Consider the following 17,140-nt stretch of genomic DNA (forward strand, 5'->3'; position numbering starts at 1 on the left):
CGTGCTTCCCCGAACTGGCAACGCGGCGGCGCGGCCGGGGGTCGATCTCGACCCAGTCGGTCACAGATCGATTGATGGGAGGCTCTGCGTCTTACCCGAGACTGATCGACCATGCAGAACCGGGGGCTCTGACTCGCCGAGCGAGCACAGGCCCGGTGCCGGGCAACGCTCATGTTCAGCTCGCCGCTGCTACCAGGTTTAGATGTTCCAGCATGTCGGCTGTGCGCTCGGGTCGCCGTCTAAGAGATCGATCCCGCTGGTATGGTCGTCGTCGGTCGTCCCGCAGATTCCGAAATCGTCCGTGGGTGTGAATGACGGACGAGAAGAGGATGCGACAGATATGGAAACGATGTACCGGCTGAATGGCGGTGGCGACGACGCCGAGCACGAACGCGTTCGCCGCGACTCGGACAGACTCGACATGCTGCGCTGTCACGACATTCTCGACAGGCCCGCCGATGGCACCTTCGACGACATAGCGGCACTCGCTGTCAGCGTTTGCGGCACGGCGATGTCGACGGTGAGCATCGTCGACGCCGATCGGGTCTGGTTCGCCGCCAGTCAGGGCCTTCACGGTGTCAGCGAGGTCGGTGTGGATTCCGGACTGTGTGCGTCGGCGTTCTGCGCACACGGTCCGTATGTGATCGAGGATCTACAGGTCGATCCGCGGACGCTGAGCCACCCCCTCGTTCGGGGAGGTCTGGGCCTGCGCTTCTACGCCGCCGCGCCGATCATCACCCGGGACGGTCACCGCCTGGGAGTGGTGGCTGCCCTCGATGTCATCACGCAGAAGCTGACCCACGACCAGAGAGCCTCCCTGGTGCGTCTGGCCAGCTTGGTGGCACGGCAGCTCGATCTACGACTCGACGCGCTGCGGGCGGTGCGAGCCGAACGGCGGGCCCGCCGCGACTTGACTGGAGGATGACCCCAAGGCGAGAGCGGCGCGGGGAGCCCGAATAGGAGAGCCGTGCGGCGCGGCTACCGGCAGGAGACTGCCCGGTTGTCGCCCTGGCGCCGACGTCGCCGTCCCGCCGGTCAGAGTACCTCGTCCGCTCGCGCCGACTTGGCCGTCCGAGCCGCTGAGGCGGGCCTCCTCTTCGCCGGTCGGTCGTGATTCGCCAGCAGCGCGCTGGTCCGGCGGAAGCTCCTTTCGGTCATGACACGAGGTGGGAGTGATCGGCGGCGGGCCGACCGACGAGGGCCGCCATAGCCCTCGGTGCGACACTAATATCGGGTCGTCTCGATCGGGTACGTCCGTTTTGCTCGCGCTCAGACGCTGGCTGCCTGGTCCGCCTCGGCCTTGCTCATGCCGGCTGCCTGGAGCAGTTCGTTCACCACGATGAACACCTGCGAAGCGACGATGTTGCCGGAGAAGCCGAGATCGGTGTCGCGGGCCCGCCGGACCGCCTCGACGGCTTCCAGCGCCCGGGAACGGGCGATCTCGGGGGTACGGCCAGCCAGGAAGTCACGGTGCAGCAGTCGTAGCGACTGGCCGAACGTCTCTATCGCTGCCGGCAGGTCGGGCGGCACAGGTTCCCGGGCGTCCAGCAGCGCGACGATCCGGCGTACCATGTTGCGGCTGTTGGTGAACGCCAGTTCCAGGTGGGTGGACGCGTTCTCGTAGCGGCGGAGCTGGCCACGCCGTCGCCATCTCCACGGTGACAACGCTGTCACCTCGCGAGCTGCGGCAACAATTTCTGTGGTTTGCTTACGTTCGGCCTCGGCTGCCTGGAGGCGTTGCAGCGCCGCGTCCGCTTGCTCGATGTTGCCGGTGGCGAGCGCCTGCGCGGCGGCGGTGAGCTGGTTGGCGAACAGGTCGAGGGTGGGTCCGGCGGCCCGGTGCACGACCCGCACCGGATTCAGCGGTAGCAGCAGCAGCGCCACCACGACGGCTATGCCGCCGCCGACCAGGGCGTTCGCGGTCCGTGGCACGGCCAGGTCCGGCGCTGTGGGCTCGACACTGCCCAGGAGGACGGCGGTGCTACCAGCCTGCACCATCACCGCTCCGTTGCCCCGGAAGATCACCGCCACCGAGATGGCCGCCGCGACCACCAGCCCGGTCTGCACCGGTCCAGAGCCGATCACCGCGATGATCAGGTCGCCGACCAGGACGCCGAGGACCACGCCCGCGAGCAGTTCGGCGGTGCGGCGTACCCGGTTTCCGATCGCGGCGGCGATGGTGCCGACCGCCGCGGCGGGCGCGAACAGCGGCTGCGGGTTGTGCAGCAACGTGTTCGCGACATACCAGGAGAGTCCGGCCGCGAGCCCGGCCTGAAGCGCCACGATGAAGTAGCTGCGCAGCCGCTCGACCGCCTCCCGGGCGTAGCGGCGCACTGTCGTCGGTACGCCCATCACGTGGCGCGCTGATCGTCAGGCGATCGGAGGCGGAAAGGCGCGGGCTCGGTCACGTCTTCCTCTACCCGCCCGCCTCGTCGGTAGTCCGATGGGGCGGCGCGAACCATGACGGCGTCTTCTTGAATGAGTGATTGACGATCGAGCGAACCGGGTATTTGCCCGTCACACCATCATCACCGCGCGAGCGCGCGTTATCAGGGAGATTGCCGTGGGATTCGGCGACAAGATCGACAACACTGCTCAGAACGTCACCGGAAAGGTCAAGGAAGGCGTCGGACGGGCTACCGACGACGAGCGGCTCGAAGCCGAGGGCCGTGGTGACCAGGCTGTCGCAAAGCTCAAGCAGGCTGGTGAGAAGATTAGGGACGCCTTCAAGAGCTGATCTCGGCGAGGCGCGCCGCCGCTTGTCCGGCCCAGTGGTGGGGAGCCGTGCCGCGACAGACGAGCCCGGGTCGGTGACCGAACGGGATCGCGGACTCAGGCTCGTCCGTGATCCCGCGCGTCAGTGTTATCCGCGCGGGTGCGGGGTCGCCGGGCACGCTTCTGGCCGGCCTGGTACTCCAACCGCACCTGGTGAAGTCGGTGTCCTCGCTGGCGGTGGGCTGTTCCGGCGCGGTATTGGTATCGACTTCGCCATCGTGGCCATCGATGCGACACATTCCCGGCCTGTTCCGCCAGGGTGTAGCCGTTCTTACGGCCCAGACCCGAGATCAGGCCGCACAGGTACCGCCGCGCCCGACGCCGCGGCTCCGAACGGCGAGACCGAGGCCCGATACGGGCATGCAACCGCTCTGAGCGTTGCCGTCAACGACGGTACGGCGGGAGCCGGCTCAGCCGTGGACGGGCCCGAAAGGGCCGGATGACGGAAGCGGATGTGAGCTGACCGACAGCTCTGGAGCGGCCCGGTGTTCGACGGGTCGACCGGACGTGCCGGCGGCGGTAGCGTCTGCTCGGGCCCGTCCGTTCGGCCCTCCGTCGGATGGGGAGTGCAGCGTGAGGCATCGGGCCGGGCTCGCGGTCGGTGACGGCGAGTTGCTCCCGTCAAACGTCCTGCGGCGCACCAGGGCAGAGGTGGCGGTCCTCGTGCTGCTCGATTCGGCCGGCACGCAGCTCGACCTGGTCGACCACGTCGGCATGGTGCCCGAGCTGGCCGAGACGTGGGCCCACTTCCCGCTCGCTGCCCCGGTCGGGATCTCCCGGGCCGCCCGTACCGGCGAGGTGATCGTGGCGGACTCGTTCCGGGAACGGTTGATCCGCTTCCCGGCGACCGCGAGTCTGCCGACCGCCGACATCGAGGGTCTGGTGGCCGTGCCGCTGTGGCATCCCGGCGCCGACGGGACGATCATCGGCGCGATGAGCCTCGGCTTTCGTGGCGTGGTGCCGCCCGGCGCCGCGTCGGTGGCGACGACACTCGCCGCGACCGCCGCCCGGCGGATACGCGCGGCTGGACGGCGGCACGGCGCGCGCCGACCGGTCGCCGACGAACCCGGGCCGCCCGGTCCCTCGTCGGTGGCCGGCCTGGGGCGGTCGCCGACGGTCGCCGCCATCGACCAGACGCTGCTGGAGACGGTCCTGCTCCACCTGCCGGTCGGGGTGAGCGTGCTGGACCGCGACCTGCGCTTCGTGAGGGCCAACCAGCGGGCGGCCGAGATCAATGGGCGGCCCGCCGCCGACCATGTGGGGCGGCACCTGCGCGAGGTGCTGCCGGACCTGCCCGAGTCGTTCGCCGACCAGCTCCGGCAGGTGCTCGATACCGGGCGACCGATGGTCAACTTGGATGTCGTCGGGGCCACCCCGGGCCGGCCCGGCCGCCGACGGTGGCGGGGGAGCTACTACCCGGTGCACGGGACGACGCCGGTCGGGCCGGTCGGCGTCGCGGCCGTCTTCGACGAGGTGGCCGACGAGGCGACCCTCGGTGTCGAGCAGGTCACCGCGGAACGGGCCGCCATGCTCACCGCGCTCGACACGCTCGTCGAGAACGCGCCTGTCGGCGTCGCCCTGCTCGACACCGACCTGCGTTACCTCCGGATCAACGCCATTCTGGCGGGGTGGAACGGCCACCCGGTGGCGGACCATCTCGGCCGCCGGGTGCCGGACCTCCTCCCCGAACTCGGGCCGGTCCTCGAACCGCTGATGCGGGAAGTCGCCGATGCCGGCGAGGTCCGCGACGTGGAGATCGTCCGGGCCGGGCGGACGTACCTCAGCAGTTTCCTCGCCGTGCCCGGCGGCGGTGGCCGGGCCGGCGCGGTGGCCGTCCTGGTCACCGACGTGACGCGCCGCCGGCGGGAGGAGCTGCGGGCCCGCCGGGTGCAGGACTTCACCGCCGCGCTCTCCCAGGCGGTCTCCGTGGCCGAGGTGGTCGACGCGGTCCGGGACGGCGCCGGCCCGGCCGCGGAGGCGGCCCTCGCCGCCGTCGCGCTGATGGACGAGAGCGGCCGGCAGATCCGGTTCGCGCCCACCGGCCAGGAGCCCCCGGCACGGTGGAAGGCCGTCGGGCGGGACGCCATCCATCCGATCGCGGCGACCTTCTGCGACGAGGAACCCCGCTTCTTCCCGGACATTCAACCCCTGGTCGACGACTATCCCGAGGTGGCCGAGGCGGTGCGGCGCAGCCCGTACCGGTCGTGGGCGATGGTGCCGCTGCACGGGCGGGGGACCGCCGCCGGGGTGCTCATCTTCGGGTACGCCGACGCGCAGGAGTTCGAGCCGGCGCACCGCAACTTCCTGGTCACCCTGGCCGGGCTGGCCGGTCAGGCGCTCGCCCGGGCGCAGCTCTACGAGCGGGAGCACGCCACCGCCGTACGTCTGCAACGCAGTCTGCTTCCCTCGCGGCTGCCGCGGGTGCCCGGCGCCGATCTGGCCGCCGTCTACCTGGCCGGGGACTCGGCCGGGGTCGGCGGCGACTTCTACGACGTGTTCCCGGTCGACGGCGCCGCCGGGCGGGAGTGGGTCCTCGTGATCGGTGACGTCGCCGGCCGGGGCGTGGACGCCGCCTCGGTCACCGGTCTGGCCAGGCACACACTGCGGATCACCGCGGCCCTGGCCGAGCCGGCCACCGCGCTGCGCCAGTTGCACGGCCGGCTGCGCAACGACCCGGACGTGGACCGATTCCTCAGCGTGGTGTGCCTGCGGCTGCGGCTGCGCGACGGCGGCGCCGACCTGGAGCTGGCCTCGGGGGGCCACCCTCCCGCGTTGGTTCGGCGGGTGGACGGGCGGGTCGAGGTGATCAATCTGCCCGGCGTGCTGCTGGGGGCCTTTCCCGAGGTGCGGGTGGGGCACCGGTCGGTGGCCCTGGCCGCGGGTGACACCGTGCTGCTCTACACCGACGGAGTGATCGAGGCGCGCGGGCCGGACGGCCTCTTCGGTGAGGAACGACTCGTGGCGCTGCTGCGCGGCGCGTCCGACGGCGATCCGCGGCGGCTGGTCGAGCTGGTGCGCGACGGGGTGGCCGCCTACCAGCTCGGCCCGGTCGCCGACGACATCGCGATCCTCGCGCTTCGCATCGGTGGTTGACGCGCGTGCGTGCGGTTGAAGGCGGAGGGCCGAGTCGGTGCTTACGACCTTCTGTGGGGACCTGTCGTTGGGGGAGAGCTTGGTGACCCGGGCAACGCGTCGGCGGCCCGGGCGGAGTTCGCCATCGAAGTCGTTCACGTCGAGCCTGCCCATCGCCCGCGGTGCTTCCAGGCCGAACGCCCGTCGTGGCACCCCCGGTTCCACCGTGTCGAAGCAACGGCCCCGCACCGAGCTGCGAGACGTCGGTTAGGGAACGCCGGCCGGTGGGGCCCAAACCGTCCGAGGGCATCCACCGGGGCAGGGTGCCGACTGAGGGCGTTTCCTAACGTTCAGCGGCAGGCGGTTGCTCTGGATCGTGATCGGACGCCCGGGGACCTTCGGGACCTGCCGGTGACAGGCGTAGCAGTGTCTCGATGCGGGTGACCCGGAAACGGCGTTCGGCCACGATCACCTCGTCCGCCAGGCTCGCGTCGAGATCGTCGGCGGCACGCTCATATGGCCTCGCCCGCGCGGCGCTGAGGCGTAGGCGGAGCGGCTCGAGGTGACGCAGACCGAACGCGATCTCATTGCGGGCCAACTGCGGTGTGGCCACCGCGCGGCTGTACGGACGCCAAGACCCTCCGACGCACTCGGCTGCGGCGAAGCGTGGCGGAAGGACAACCCCGAGCGGATGCGAGATGATGGCGGCCTTGCTGTCGGCGTGGACATCGGTGGGCACCTGACCGCGTGGGTAGTGCGTGGTCATCAACGCGACCCGCGGCATCGCCTCGCTGACATCGGTCGCCGCATCCGGGTCGGCAACGATCTCCTCATCGAGAAAGCTGTCGTGATCGGCCGCCGCACGGGGATCACGATCAGTCGGTCGAGGCGGCTCCGGCCCGTCCGGGCCGAACCGCGCGAACGTCTCCACCCGCATGATCCGGTGCGCGCATCCCGCCACGATCACCTCGTCGACCTTCACCCGGTCCAGCACCATCACCACCGCGGTCAACTGCGCGACCACCGCCGGCTCTACCGTCTCGCGGAGCCTGACTCGCAGCCGATGCGCGAGTGTGTCGCGGGCCTCCTGCGGCGTGTCTGCCACCACCGCGTGAATCCGCCACCGCCCAGCATCGGCGACCGCGTGACCGAACAGAGGCGCGCCGATGCGGATCGTGGGATACAGGGCAGTACGACGGGACAAGTCATTCTCCGTCGATGCTCCGAACGGGTCGGCACGCTGCCGCACCCGCACCACGACCACGGGCGCCGACTCGTCATGCTCACTCATGGCGATCATTGTGTAACAGCTTCGCGTGGCTTGCGGCTACGGCGCGCGGAGATTCAGGCGCATTGACCTCCTCGGCCTGTTAGAGGCCGAGGAGTGCTGAAATCACCCAGGGGACCACGTGGTCTCCGCTTCCGGACGGTGTGCGCCGGGGCTCTCGGCGGAACTCCCAGGCGTGGCGCGGAAGGGGGACCGCCCGAGTGTTGCTGACCGCCCCGCTCCCGCGGCTTCCGTGGCAAGGTCAGGCCCGACGTGCCGATCGCCGTGCGGCGGGGACGCGGAGCGCGTCCAGCGCGCGGCGCACCTCGTCGGCGCCGATGGTGTCGCCGGTCTGCTCGGAGATGGCGAGTGCGAGGTGCAGGTCGTCGCGGGCCGGGAGCTGCTGGCCCGTGTCGCGGTGCACCTTCGCCCGCTCGGTGAGTACCCGCCACTCCGCCTCGCGGTTGCCGGTGTCCCGGGCGGCGGTGAGGGCTCTGTCGAGCCACCCGTGTGCCTGCCGGTACCGGCCGCTACGGGCGTACGCCTGGCCGATGGTCAGGATGGTGATGCCGAGGCCCAGTTCGTCGCCGATCTCCCGGCGCAGCCGCAGGCTCTCCCGAAGATGGACGAGCGCCGCGTCGGACTGGTCGAGTTGCAGCAGCACGTCGGCGAGGTTGTTCAGGGTGACGCCCATCCGTCGGCGGTCGGCGCGCGGACGGTGGAGGTCGAGGGCTCGGAGGAAGGCCGCCCGGGCCTCGTCGAGTCGGCCGGCGGCGGCGAGCAGGACGCCGAGATGGTCGACGGCCACCGCCACCGCCTCAGTGTCGTCGTCCGCCTCCCGCAGTGCGAGCGCGATCCGGAGGCTGTCGACCGCCCGCTCGGTCTCGCCCAGCCGGGACTGGGCCACCGCGAAGTAGGTGAGCGCGGTCGCCTCGTCCGGCCGGCTGCCCAGTCGCCGGGCACACCGCAGCGCGGCCTGGGCCACCTCACGGAGATCGCGGTAGTACCCCCGCATGGGCAGGAACGGATACAGCTCCGCGCACAGTCGGACCGCGAACAGGTCACCCTCGGTGGTGCTGTCCCGGGCCGCCACGCGCGCGGCGGCGATCAGGTTCTCCCGCTCCCGCTCCAACCACCGCAGGGCCTCCCGCTGGTCGGCGAAGGTCACGACGGCCCGCGCCTCGACGAACCCGTCCGCCGGTCGGTCGGGAACGCGTCGCAGGTGGTCCCCGGCCCGTCGGGTGGTGCCGAGCCAGTGGCACCGGGCGGCGTGGATCGTCGCGGCCCGGGTCGTCGGGTCGCGCCGGCCGCGCTCCATCGCGTAGAGCCGGACGAGATCGTGCAGGCGGTAACGGTCCGTCCCGCACGGCTCGACGAGGCCGGCGGCGGCCAGCTGGTCCAGCAGCGCGCGCGCCTCACGAGCGTCGGCTCCGGTGAGAACCTGGGTCAGTTCGAGACCGATCGTCGGGGGACAGACCATGCCCCACCGGTCGAACAGGTCCACCGCCTCGGGTCCGCCGGGTCGGTCGGCGAGGAGTTCGGCGGTGACTGCGAGGCTGGCGCGTACGGCCAGGTCGTCGCAGCTCAGCTCATCCAGCCTGAACTGTTCGTCGGCGAGCCGGGCGACCATGTCGGTGAGCGTCCACTCCGGACGGCCAAACAGTCGGGCCCCGACGATGCGTAGCGCGAGCGGAAGGTGGTCGCACAGGTCGGCAAGCGCCGCCGCCTCCTTCGGGGCTGCGAGAATGCGTTCGGGCCCCGCGTGCCGGGCGAGCAGCGCCACCGACTCGTCGGAGGTGAGCGCGCCGACGGCGAGGTGGGCTACGTCCAACGTCGGCAGCGCCGTGCGGCTCGTCACGATCACGGTGGCGGTGCCGAGCACCGACAGCAGGCGGCGCACCTGTCCGGCGTCGAGCCTCGGAGATCTGATTCGTGCTGTTCGGTGGCCTCCTCTCCGACCGCTATCCGTCGAAGGTGGTCGTCGTCCTGGTCGACCTGGCGCGGGCCGTCGCGGCGACGGTGTTCACCGTGGCCCTCATCCTCGGCGCGATCTCCGTGTGGTGGGTCTACGCGCTGATCTTCGTGCTCGCCACGGCGGAAGTCGTCTACTTCAGTGCGGTCCAGGTATTTCTCGCCGACGCACTCGACCGGGCCGACCTGGGCGTGGTCAACGGCCGGGTCGCCTCGATCACCACCACGGCGAACAGCCTCGCCGGGCCCGGTGCGGGGGCGTTCCTGTTCGGACTCGCCCCAGCCCTTCCGTTCCTGGTCGACGCCGTGTCGTTCGGCGCTGCGGCGCTGTGCAACGCGCGGGTACCGTAGGGCGAACCGGGCAGCGCGCGGCTGCCGCCGTGTTCTCTCCACGCGCCGGCATGGCAGCGCAGCTTGTGGCCGGCTTCCGGGCGACCTTCGGTGACGCCTTCCTCCGCTGGTTCTTCGTCTTCGCGGTGATCCGGGCACTCGCGGCCGCGGCGGTGCTCTCCGTGCTGGCCGTCTTCGTGGTCACCGACCGACGCCTTCCCGTCACCCACTACGGGTACGTGCTCGCCGTCGGCGCCATCGGTGGGGTCGTCGGCGGCTGGCTCGTCTCCCGATACGGGGATCGCGTTCCGCTCTGGCGGAGCATGTGGGCGGCGAACGTCACCTTCGGGTTCTCTTTCGCGCTGCTGCCGCTGGGTGCCACGGTATCGGTGATCGGCGCTCTGCTCGCGCTGAACCTCGCCGCCGCGGTCTGGACCGCCGTTCTGGCTGCCACCTACCGCCAGCGCGTGGTGCCCCGGAGCGAGCTTGGTCGGGCGAGCAGCGTGCTGCGGCTCGGGGTGGGGGTGGCGACCATCCTGGGCGCGGCGACCGCGGGCCTGGTCGGTGACGCGCTACCGCTGGACGGGCTGTTCGTCGGTCTGGGCCTCCTGGTGGTGGCCGTGTGCGGCCCGTTCGTCCGGTCGCCGCGGCGACCGGACGAACGGGCTGACATCGACATGGACCTGGGAGATGCGCGACCGGGGCGAGGGCTTCGTCGACTGGACCATCCGGGTGAGGGCCGCCCTTCAGGTGGTCAGTCGCTGGCAGAGCATCGGGTGCAGCAGCCGGGACAGCTCGGCGACGTCGGCGACGGGCCGTTCGAAGGCGAGTCGGGTCCGTCGGGTCGCGCCGGGTCGGCCGTGGGCGACCAGTAGTCCGTACCGGTCGATGCGGACCACCCGTGGCGTGTCGGCGCCGGGCAGCGTCAGGTGTTGGCGTAGGTAGCCGGTGACCTGCTCGGCGTGGTGGTCGGCGAGGTCGGCCAGCAGCTGCGCCTCGACCGGGTGCAGCGGGTCGGGCTCGGCCTCCGCGTACGCCTCGGGGTCGATGCGGCGCACCGTGTCGGCGCGTTCCCAGCGGGCCTCGGCCACTTCGAAGCGGTGCAGGTGGTAGCGGGTGCCGACGTCGAGCAGGTCGCCGGTCGGGTGGGTGGCGGCGAAGTCGACGGCGGCGCCGCGGGCCTCGTCGCCGTCGAGTCGCTCGGCCCAACCCGAGATCCAGGCCCGGCCGAGTGGGGGGGCGCCGGCGGCGGGCGGAAGGTCGAGCACGTCCAGGACGGTGGCGACGTCGGTGTCCCCGGCCCGTGGTGCGAGCGCGGCGGCGAGGTCGCTGAACACCGGCACCAGCAGCAGCACCCGACCGTCCGGGTCGGTGGCGTGTCGGACCTGGTGCGGGCGGGCCTGGCGGGCCAGGTGGACGAGGGCGGGCAGCCGGCCCGCGACGAGGGTACGCACGATCTCCGCCGGGCTGGGCCGCATGGTCCCGACCTCCTCAACATAGGTTAGGCTTACCTAATAATTAGGTTAGACCATGCGATCGGAGCCGTCGACATGAACCACCCCCGCCCCAAGGCCCGGCTCTCCCGCGCCCTCGGCATCCCGCTGACCCGCAAGTGCGTCCGATACCTCGAACGGCGCCCCTACCCGCCGGGCGTGCACGGCCGCAACCGCCGCAAGACCTCCGACTACCAGGTGCGACTGCGGGAGAAGCAGCGTCTGCGTCACCAGTACAACGTCAGCGAGACCCAGCTGCGCCGCACGTTCGACGAAGCCGCCCGCGGCGCCGGGAAGACCGGCGAGTCGCTGGTCACGCTGCTGGAGCGGCGGCTTGACGCGGTGGTGCTGCGGGCCGGGCTGGCGCGCAGCATCTACCAGGCGCGTCAGCTCGTCGGGCACGGCCACGTCACCGTCGACGGATGCAAGGTCGACCGGCCCTCCTACCGCTTGCGGCCGGGTCAGGTGGTGGCGGTGCGTGAGCGCAGCCGGTCGTTGCCGCCGTTCCAGCTCGCCGCCGCCGGCGCGCACGCCGACGATCAACCCCGGGCGTACCTGTCGGTGGAACTGCCTGAGCTGCGCGCGACGCTGCTGCGCGAGCCGGCCCGGCACGAGGTGCCGGTGGTCTGCGACGAGCAGCTCGTGGTGGAGTTCTACTCCCGCTGACGTCCGGCGGCCGTCGACCGGCCGTCACCGCCCGGTCGGTCGGGCCCACGCGGCAGCGATCCGGTGCGGATCCCCGGTGCGGAACTCGGGCGGGTCGTGCAACAGGAAGTCGCGGTGACTGATGTTCCACGCGTACGCGCCGGCCATGGCGAAGACCAGCACGTCGCCGACCGCCACCGGGCCGGCGTCGCTCGACCGGGACAGTACGTCCTTCGGCGTGCACAACTGCCCGACCACGGTCAGCGGCCCGCCGTCGGTGCGTGGGCCGTCACCACCGTGCCGACGGTGCACGGTGAACGGCTGGGCGTGCCCCTTCGCCGCCGGCGTACGCAGGTGGTGGGTGCCGCCGGCGACCACCGCGAACCACTCGCCGTGTGAGCGCTTCACGTCGATCACCTCGGTCAGGTACGCGCCGCAGTAGACGGTGAGCGAGCGGCCCGGCTCGATGCGCAGCCGCACCTCCGGATACGTGTCGCGCAGACGGCCCAGCGCCCGGCCGTATCCGGCCCAGTCGAACCGGGTGGCCGGGTCGCCGTAGTCGACGGCCATGCCGCCACCGACGTTGACCTCCCGCGCGCCGACCTCGGTGACCGACCAGCGGACCACGGCCTCGGCCACCGTGGCGGCGAGCGGGGCGTCCACGCCGCTGGCCAGGTGGACGTGCACGCCGTGCACCTCGACCTGGGCGGGTGGGCGGCGTGCGGCGGCGACCGCCTCGGCCGGCGCCATTCCGAAGGGGCTGGGCCGACCGCCCATCACCAGGCTCGCGCCCGGTGCGTCCAGCGGCAGGTTCACCCGTAGCAGCACCCGTGCCGGCGTCCCGACGGCGGCTGCCACGGCGCCCAGGCGGCACAGCTCGGCCGGAGACTCCACGTGGATCCGCGTCACTCCGGCGGTGAGCGCGGCGGCCAGGTCGGCGTCGGTCTTGCCCGGCCCGGCGTACGCCGCAGCCGGTCGTCCGGGCAGCGTCTCGGCGAGGCGTCGCAGCTCGCCCCGGCTGGCGGTCTCGAAACCGTCCACCACGGGGGCGAGTGTGCGCAGCACGTCCGGCTCGGGGTTCGCCTTGACCGCGTAGAGCAGTTCGACGTCGGGGGGCAGCGCGGCGCGGATCGCTCGTGCGTGCGCGGCCAGCGCGTCGAGGTCATGGACGTAGACCGGCCGGGTCACCGGTGACCGCCGAACGGGTTCGGCACCGGCACGAACGGCGCCGCCCGGTCCGCGTCGCGCCGCCATCGCACCAGCAGGTTCGCCTTGGCCACCAGCGGCTCACCGGCCAGCAGTCCGCGCAGCTCCGACCCGTGCGGCCCGGCGGCGACCTCGGCGACCACGTCCCGCGTCTCCCGCCACAGCGCTGGCTCGATGCCGGGCCGGGCGTCGGCGAGGGCGCCGCAGATCCCGGCCAGGTGGTTGACGAACAGGCAGTAGACGACGCGGCGGCGGGCGTCCTCCGGGCCGTACCCGACCTGCCGGGGCACTCCCGCCGGCCAGTGGACCCACCGACTGGTGTCGAGCTTCACCCCCTCCAGGTCGCGCAGCAGCATTCCCGCCGGGTAACCGTCGGCGTCCCGGACCACGACCACGTTCTGCAGGTGTGGTTCGTGCACCACCCCGTGTCGCAGCCAGGCGCCCAGCACGGCCGGCACCAGCAACTCGACGTAACGTCGCCACCACCCCACCGGGTCGGGCACCGGCAGCGGCGCGGCGGCCAGCCCGGCCGCCAGCATCGGTGTCTGCCCGGGCCGCAGGTGGGGCCGCAGCCCGGTGCGCAGGATCGTCCCGTACGCCTCGTCCGCGCCGGGCGCGTCGACGGTCCGGTACGCCGGCTCGGTCAGCAGCGCCACGCCCGGCGGCAGTGGCACCCGGGCGAGCAGCCCGGTCAGCGCGACCGCGCCGGTCAGCTCGTAACGGGCGTTCCTGCGCAGGCAGTTGGTGATCCGCACGTGCAGGCTGGTCTTGACGAACAGGTCGGCGTCGGGGGAGTAGAGCGTGCGGACGCTCGCGGTGGGCCGCACCGGCTTTCCGGCCGGGCCGAGCCGGCGCACCCGGGAATCCGCCGGTGGCATCAGCGTCAGCTGCCACGGGTGCACCGGCAACACCCGGTGCCCGGCCGGCGGGTGGGGCGGGTCCAGGCCGGCCAGCAGCGGGTCGACCGGGCCGGCCTCGGCCACCAGGTCGTCCGGCACGGCGAGCCAGTGCAGGCGGAACGCGGTGCGCAGCTCCGGCGCGTAGGCTTGCCAGCCGGCCGGATCGCCGCTGCGCCACTTCGGAGTGGGGTGGTGCGGGTGCCCGAGCACGAGTGACTGCTCGGACGCGACGTACGCGTCGATCGCCGGGTCCCCCGTCGGGGTCGGCTCGGCGGCCGGCCGCCCGGCCAGCAGGTGAGCCGTCACCTCCCGGCTCGCCCGCACCTGTCCGACGAACTCGGGGTTGTCCCGGCCGGTGCGCGCGGCCAGCTCCGCCGCCACGAGCGTGGCCAGACGTTCCGCGTCCACCCCGGCCCAGCCGCCGCCGTCGAGGCGGCGACGCACCGGGCCGTGATAGCGATGCGCGCCCACCGGGGACAGCCGGGTCACCGCGCAGCGCAGCGTCACCCCGGTGGCCGGCAGGTGGACCTGCACCCGGTGGCCGGTCACGGTGACCTGACCGGCGGGGGCGGCGACCTCGCGGACCAGGCAGCCGAACACGGCGTGCGCGGCGGCGAGGTCCGCCGGTCGGGTGTGCCGCGGCGCACGTCGGCGCAGTCCGGTGCCCGTCATCGCGTCTCCCGCAGGTAGTTCGGTCCGGTGCGGTGGTAGTACTTGTTCACGTCGGCGCAGCCGAGGCGCTGCTTGGGCAGCAGGGTCCCGGCGGTCACCATCGCCTTGACCGGGAGGTGCTCGGCCCGCAGCACCCGGTCGGTGAACGTCCGCGCCGCGGGTCCGTCGCCCCACCGGTCCCGAGCCGCGACGAGCCGGGGGGTCAGCGCGTCGGCCGGCGACGGCACCGGCACGCCCCGGGCGGCCAGCGCCAGCAGCGGCGCGGTCGCGGCGAGGTGCAGCGTGATGGTGACGAACACGTCGGCCAACGCGTCCGGGTCGACCGCCCACATCCGGGTGTCGCGCAGCGTCACCGCGCTCCGGTGCCGTGGGTCGAGGCGGGCGCCGTCGTCGTCCTTGTAGAGCAGCCCGACCGTCCCGTCGGGCGCGAGCAGCAGGTGAATGTTCTGCGGGTGGGCCTCCAGCGCGACGCCGTGGCGCAGCCACAGGCAGACGTGCCAGTCGAGCAGCAGGTCCAGGTAGGACGCCAGCACCGTCTCGGGACGGCCGCCACTGATCCGCTCCAGCACCGTGCCGGCCTGCGGGTCGGGCGCGGCCAGCGCGGCCACCGGCACCACACGCGTCGCGGCCAGGTCACGGGGGAAGCGGCGGATGAGGAACGCCAGCCGGTCGTCGTCGCCGGTGTGACCGTACGTGTGCTCGTCGGCGTGCCGGATCCGGCCGGTGAAGGTGGGCTCGGTGGCGGCGATCCGGTCGAGCAGCCCGGCCACCGCCGCGCCGTCGGCCAGTGTGTCCGGTCGTAGGCCGCGTCGGTTCCGGGCCCCCAGCGTGGCGGTGGGCAACGGCAACTTCAGATGGGTGTACGGGTCTTCCACGAGCGCCACCGTGCGCATGGACAGCGTGGGCCGCACCGGCACCGCCGGCCGGTCGAGCACCGGCAGCGCGTACCGGGCCGCGGCGAGCGGGTGCACCGGCAGCAGCAGGTCACCCACCCGGTCCGCCGCCGGCCACCAGGCGGGCAGCGGACCGGTGAGCCGTACGGCCGCCCGGGGCGCGGCGTGCCAGCGCAACGCGAACCGGGGCGCGTGCTCGGGGGCGTACCGGAGCAGGTCGTCGTCGTCGTCGAGGCCGTGCCGGCAGAGGTCCGTGGGATAGACCGGGTGGCCGGCGTGCGCCGCCAGCACGTCATCCAGCGGCGCCGCCGGCATGCCGGCCGGCGTGGACGACCGTTCGGCGGCCACGGCGGCGAACACCGCGCGCCGGTTCTGCCGGGCGAGCCGGCGGGCCCTCAGGTCGGTGTGGCACTCGGCGGTGAACGTCCGCCAGCCCTCCTCGGCCTCGGCGTCGCCGGTGGGAGCGAGCAGCGCGAGCAGCCCGTCGAGCGTGTCCACCACGCGGTCGGAGCCGGCGGGGTCGCGGACCCACACGGTCGGCGCCGCGCAGCGCAGATCCGCCTGGAACCCGTCGGCGCGGACCGGGATGCGCAGCAGTCCGCCGGCGTGCGGCACCTCCCACCGGTCCTCGGAGGCGAGTCGGCCGCGCCGGTGCAGCCCGAGGTGGTCCTCCCGCAGCAGGGCGTCGAGCACCCGGGCGACGACCTGTTGCTCGCTGTCGTCGGTCATCAGCTGATCGTCCACCGTCGCTCGGCCCGGAACTCGGCGAGTGCCGCTGCCACGACGCCCGGCCCCGGCCCGATGCCGTGCAACGCGGCCAGGTAGTCGCGGTTGGTGCCGGTGCGCTCGGCGACCCGGCCCACCTGCCGCAGCGGGCGACAGGCCAGCCGCACGCCGTCGCGGATGGTGTCCGCCGGCCCGGGCGCCGCGGTGAGCCGGCCGGACCGGTCGGCGCAGACGTACTCGACCCGGGCGTGCCGGTCGAGCGTGGACGGGTCGGGCAGGTGCAGTGCGCTCAGCGGCTCGCCGAGATGCAGCCGGATCACGTGGGCGAACAGCGGTGTGTCGAGCAGGTCGGCGAGGATCAGATCCATCCGGTCACCGATCAGCCGGTCGTTGACCTCGATCAGCCGGATCCGGTCGTGCCGCACGACGTACTCGGTGTGGCAGGCGCCGAAGCCGACGCCGAGCGCGCCGAGCAGCGCGCGGATCCGGGCGTCGTGGGTCGGCGGCGGGGGCGACCAGTCGAGGCTCACCTCGGTGAAGGTCGGCGGCGGCCCGAGGTGGGTGTGCCAGCCCCCGAGCACCGCCAGTCGTACGCCGTCGCCAAGTGTGTCGTAGGTACGCAGCTCACCGGCCAGGTACTCCTCGACGACCAGGGCGATCTCCGGTCGCCGTCGCCGGATGCCGGCGACCCGCGCCGCCAACTCCCGCCGGTCGCTCACCAGGTAGGCGTCCTCGCTGGCCACCCCGTCGCGGGGCTTGACCACGGCGGGGAAGAGATCGTCCGGGACGTCGGGCGCCGCGTCCGGCGCGATGGCGGCCACGCGGACCGGGTCCAGATCGGCGGCGGCGAGCGCGCGGCGCATCGCCGCCTTGTCCTTGCAGCGGCGGGCGGACTCCGGGTCCTTGCCGGGCAGGCCGAGCTTGCCGGCGGCGAGGGCGGTCGCCTCCTGGAGGTGGTCGCTGTTGGACAGCAGCCCGGCCGGCGGGTCCGCGCCCGTGGCCGCGACGACCGCCGCCGCGTCCCGGACCGCGCAGCGGCGCACCGCTACGCCGGGCGGCCACTCGTCGGGCCGGTCGGTCAGCACCGTGACCGGCAGGTCGAGGGTGTCCGCCGCGGGAAGGAAGCCCTCCAGCACGGCGTCGGTGGGGTTCAGCGCGGTCAGGTAGAGCCGCATGCCACCTCCTCGATCG

General features: G+C 72.9%; 13 protein-coding genes and 1 pseudogene. 6 read left to right on the forward strand and 8 right to left on the reverse strand.

What is annotated here, in order from left to right; all coding sequences use genetic code 11:
* The first annotated feature begins 202 nt into the window (after positions 1 to 202).
* Positions 203 to 925: a GAF domain-containing protein gene (locus ACIA6B_RS25180; protein WP_396776888.1), complete on the forward strand. Its 723-nt coding sequence runs from the start codon at positions 203 to 205 to the stop codon at positions 923 to 925.
* A 344-nt stretch (positions 926 to 1,269) separates the two neighbouring features.
* Here the strand turns inward: ACIA6B_RS25180 and ACIA6B_RS25185 are convergent, their stop codons facing one another.
* Complete coding sequence (locus ACIA6B_RS25185; protein WP_396776890.1) at positions 1,270 to 2,352, reverse strand: aromatic acid exporter family protein; 1,083 nt, start codon at positions 2,350 to 2,352, stop codon at positions 1,270 to 1,272.
* A gap of 211 nt (positions 2,353 to 2,563) precedes the next feature.
* Between ACIA6B_RS25185 and ACIA6B_RS25190 the strand changes: the two genes are divergently transcribed.
* Both ACIA6B_RS25190 and ACIA6B_RS25195 read left to right on the forward strand, forming a co-directional pair.
* On the forward strand, positions 2,564 to 2,737 hold the full coding sequence (locus ACIA6B_RS25190; RefSeq protein ID WP_396776947.1) for a CsbD family protein: 174 nt from the start codon (positions 2,564 to 2,566) through the stop codon (positions 2,735 to 2,737).
* A gap of 611 nt (positions 2,738 to 3,348) precedes the next feature.
* Complete coding sequence (locus ACIA6B_RS25195; protein WP_396776892.1) at positions 3,349 to 5,868, forward strand: SpoIIE family protein phosphatase; 2,520 nt, start codon at positions 3,349 to 3,351, stop codon at positions 5,866 to 5,868.
* 322 nt (positions 5,869 to 6,190) lie between these two features.
* Here ACIA6B_RS25195 and ACIA6B_RS25200 read toward each other — a convergent pair whose 3' ends face one another.
* Together ACIA6B_RS25200 and ACIA6B_RS25205 are read right to left on the reverse strand one after the other, a co-directional pair.
* Positions 6,191 to 7,138, reverse strand: a complete 948-nt coding sequence (locus ACIA6B_RS25200; RefSeq protein ID WP_396776893.1) for a DUF5954 family protein — start codon at positions 7,136 to 7,138, stop codon at positions 6,191 to 6,193.
* 238 nt (positions 7,139 to 7,376) lie between these two features.
* Positions 7,377 to 9,014, reverse strand: coding sequence for a tetratricopeptide repeat protein (locus ACIA6B_RS25205; protein WP_396776894.1), 1,638 nt, complete (start codon positions 9,012 to 9,014; stop codon positions 7,377 to 7,379).
* Between the two features lie 32 nt (positions 9,015 to 9,046).
* Here ACIA6B_RS25205 and ACIA6B_RS25210 point away from each other — a divergent pair, with 32 nt between their 5' ends.
* Together ACIA6B_RS25210 and ACIA6B_RS25215 are read left to right on the forward strand one after the other, a co-directional pair.
* Positions 9,047 to 9,436 carry a hypothetical protein gene (locus tag ACIA6B_RS25210; protein WP_396776897.1) on the forward strand — a complete coding sequence of 130 codons (390 nt, stop codon included), beginning with the start codon at positions 9,047 to 9,049 and terminating at the stop codon, positions 9,434 to 9,436.
* A gap of 50 nt (positions 9,437 to 9,486) precedes the next feature.
* A pseudogene (locus ACIA6B_RS25215) lies at positions 9,487 to 10,071 on the forward strand (MFS transporter); the annotation flags it as partial.
* Between the two features lie 90 nt (positions 10,072 to 10,161).
* Here ACIA6B_RS25215 and ACIA6B_RS25220 read toward each other — a convergent pair.
* Positions 10,162 to 10,893, reverse strand: a complete 732-nt coding sequence (locus ACIA6B_RS25220) for a DUF2470 domain-containing protein (protein ID WP_396776900.1) — start codon at positions 10,891 to 10,893, stop codon at positions 10,162 to 10,164.
* 72 nt (positions 10,894 to 10,965) lie between these two features.
* On the opposite strand from ACIA6B_RS25220, the gene rpsD reads away from it, so the two are divergent.
* Positions 10,966 to 11,574, forward strand: coding sequence for a 30S ribosomal protein S4 (gene rpsD / locus ACIA6B_RS25225; protein WP_396776902.1), 609 nt, complete (start codon positions 10,966 to 10,968; stop codon positions 11,572 to 11,574).
* A 24-nt stretch (positions 11,575 to 11,598) separates the two neighbouring features.
* Here the strand turns inward: rpsD and ACIA6B_RS25230 are convergent, their stop codons facing one another.
* From ACIA6B_RS25230 to ACIA6B_RS25245, 4 genes are read right to left on the reverse strand one after another with little or no spacing between them, the layout of a single operon-like run.
* Positions 11,599 to 12,741: an alanine racemase gene (locus ACIA6B_RS25230; protein ID WP_396776904.1), complete on the reverse strand. Its 1,143-nt coding sequence runs from the start codon at positions 12,739 to 12,741 to the stop codon at positions 11,599 to 11,601.
* A complete protein-coding gene (locus tag ACIA6B_RS25235) occupies positions 12,738 to 14,330 on the reverse strand; it encodes an IucA/IucC family protein (protein WP_396776907.1) in 1,593 nt (530 codons plus the stop codon). Before ACIA6B_RS25235 ends, ACIA6B_RS25230 begins: the two co-directional genes overlap by 4 nt.
* Entirely contained in the window at positions 14,327 to 15,952 is a 1,626-nt protein-coding gene (locus ACIA6B_RS25240; RefSeq protein ID WP_396776908.1) for an IucA/IucC family protein, read from the reverse strand. The genes ACIA6B_RS25235 and ACIA6B_RS25240 overlap by 4 nt, the downstream gene beginning before the upstream one ends.
* Complete coding sequence (locus tag ACIA6B_RS25245; protein ID WP_396776910.1) at positions 15,952 to 17,124, reverse strand: acetyl-CoA carboxylase biotin carboxylase subunit family protein; 1,173 nt, start codon at positions 17,122 to 17,124, stop codon at positions 15,952 to 15,954. The genes ACIA6B_RS25240 and ACIA6B_RS25245 overlap by 1 nt, the downstream gene beginning before the upstream one ends.
* Positions 17,125 to 17,140 lie beyond the last annotated feature (16 nt).

Origin of the sequence: Micromonospora sp. NPDC051141 (genome assembly GCF_044455765.1) — a bacterium.
In the GTDB taxonomy this organism is placed as follows: Bacteria; Actinomycetota; Actinomycetes; order Mycobacteriales; family Micromonosporaceae; genus Micromonospora.

Excerpts from the sequence above, each read along its gene's own strand:
- ACIA6B_RS25240 (WP_396776908.1), bottom strand. The coding sequence starts at position 15,952 with ATGACCGACGACAGCGAGCAACAGGTCGTCGCCCGGGTGCTCGACGCC.
- ACIA6B_RS25220 (WP_396776900.1), bottom strand. The coding sequence starts at position 10,893 with ATGCGGCCCAGCCCGGCGGAGATCGTGCGTACCCTCGTCGCGGGCCGG.
- ACIA6B_RS25235 (WP_396776907.1), bottom strand. The coding sequence starts at position 14,330 with ATGACGGGCACCGGACTGCGCCGACGTGCGCCGCGGCACACCCGACCG.
- ACIA6B_RS25200 (WP_396776893.1), bottom strand. The coding sequence starts at position 7,138 with ATGAGTGAGCATGACGAGTCGGCGCCCGTGGTCGTGGTGCGGGTGCGG.
- ACIA6B_RS25245 (WP_396776910.1), bottom strand. The coding sequence starts at position 17,124 with ATGCGGCTCTACCTGACCGCGCTGAACCCCACCGACGCCGTGCTGGAG.
- ACIA6B_RS25185 (WP_396776890.1), bottom strand. The coding sequence starts at position 2,352 with ATGGGCGTACCGACGACAGTGCGCCGCTACGCCCGGGAGGCGGTCGAG.
- ACIA6B_RS25180 (WP_396776888.1), top strand. The coding sequence starts at position 203 with ATGTTCCAGCATGTCGGCTGTGCGCTCGGGTCGCCGTCTAAGAGATCG.
- rpsD (WP_396776902.1), top strand. The coding sequence starts at position 10,966 with ATGAACCACCCCCGCCCCAAGGCCCGGCTCTCCCGCGCCCTCGGCATC.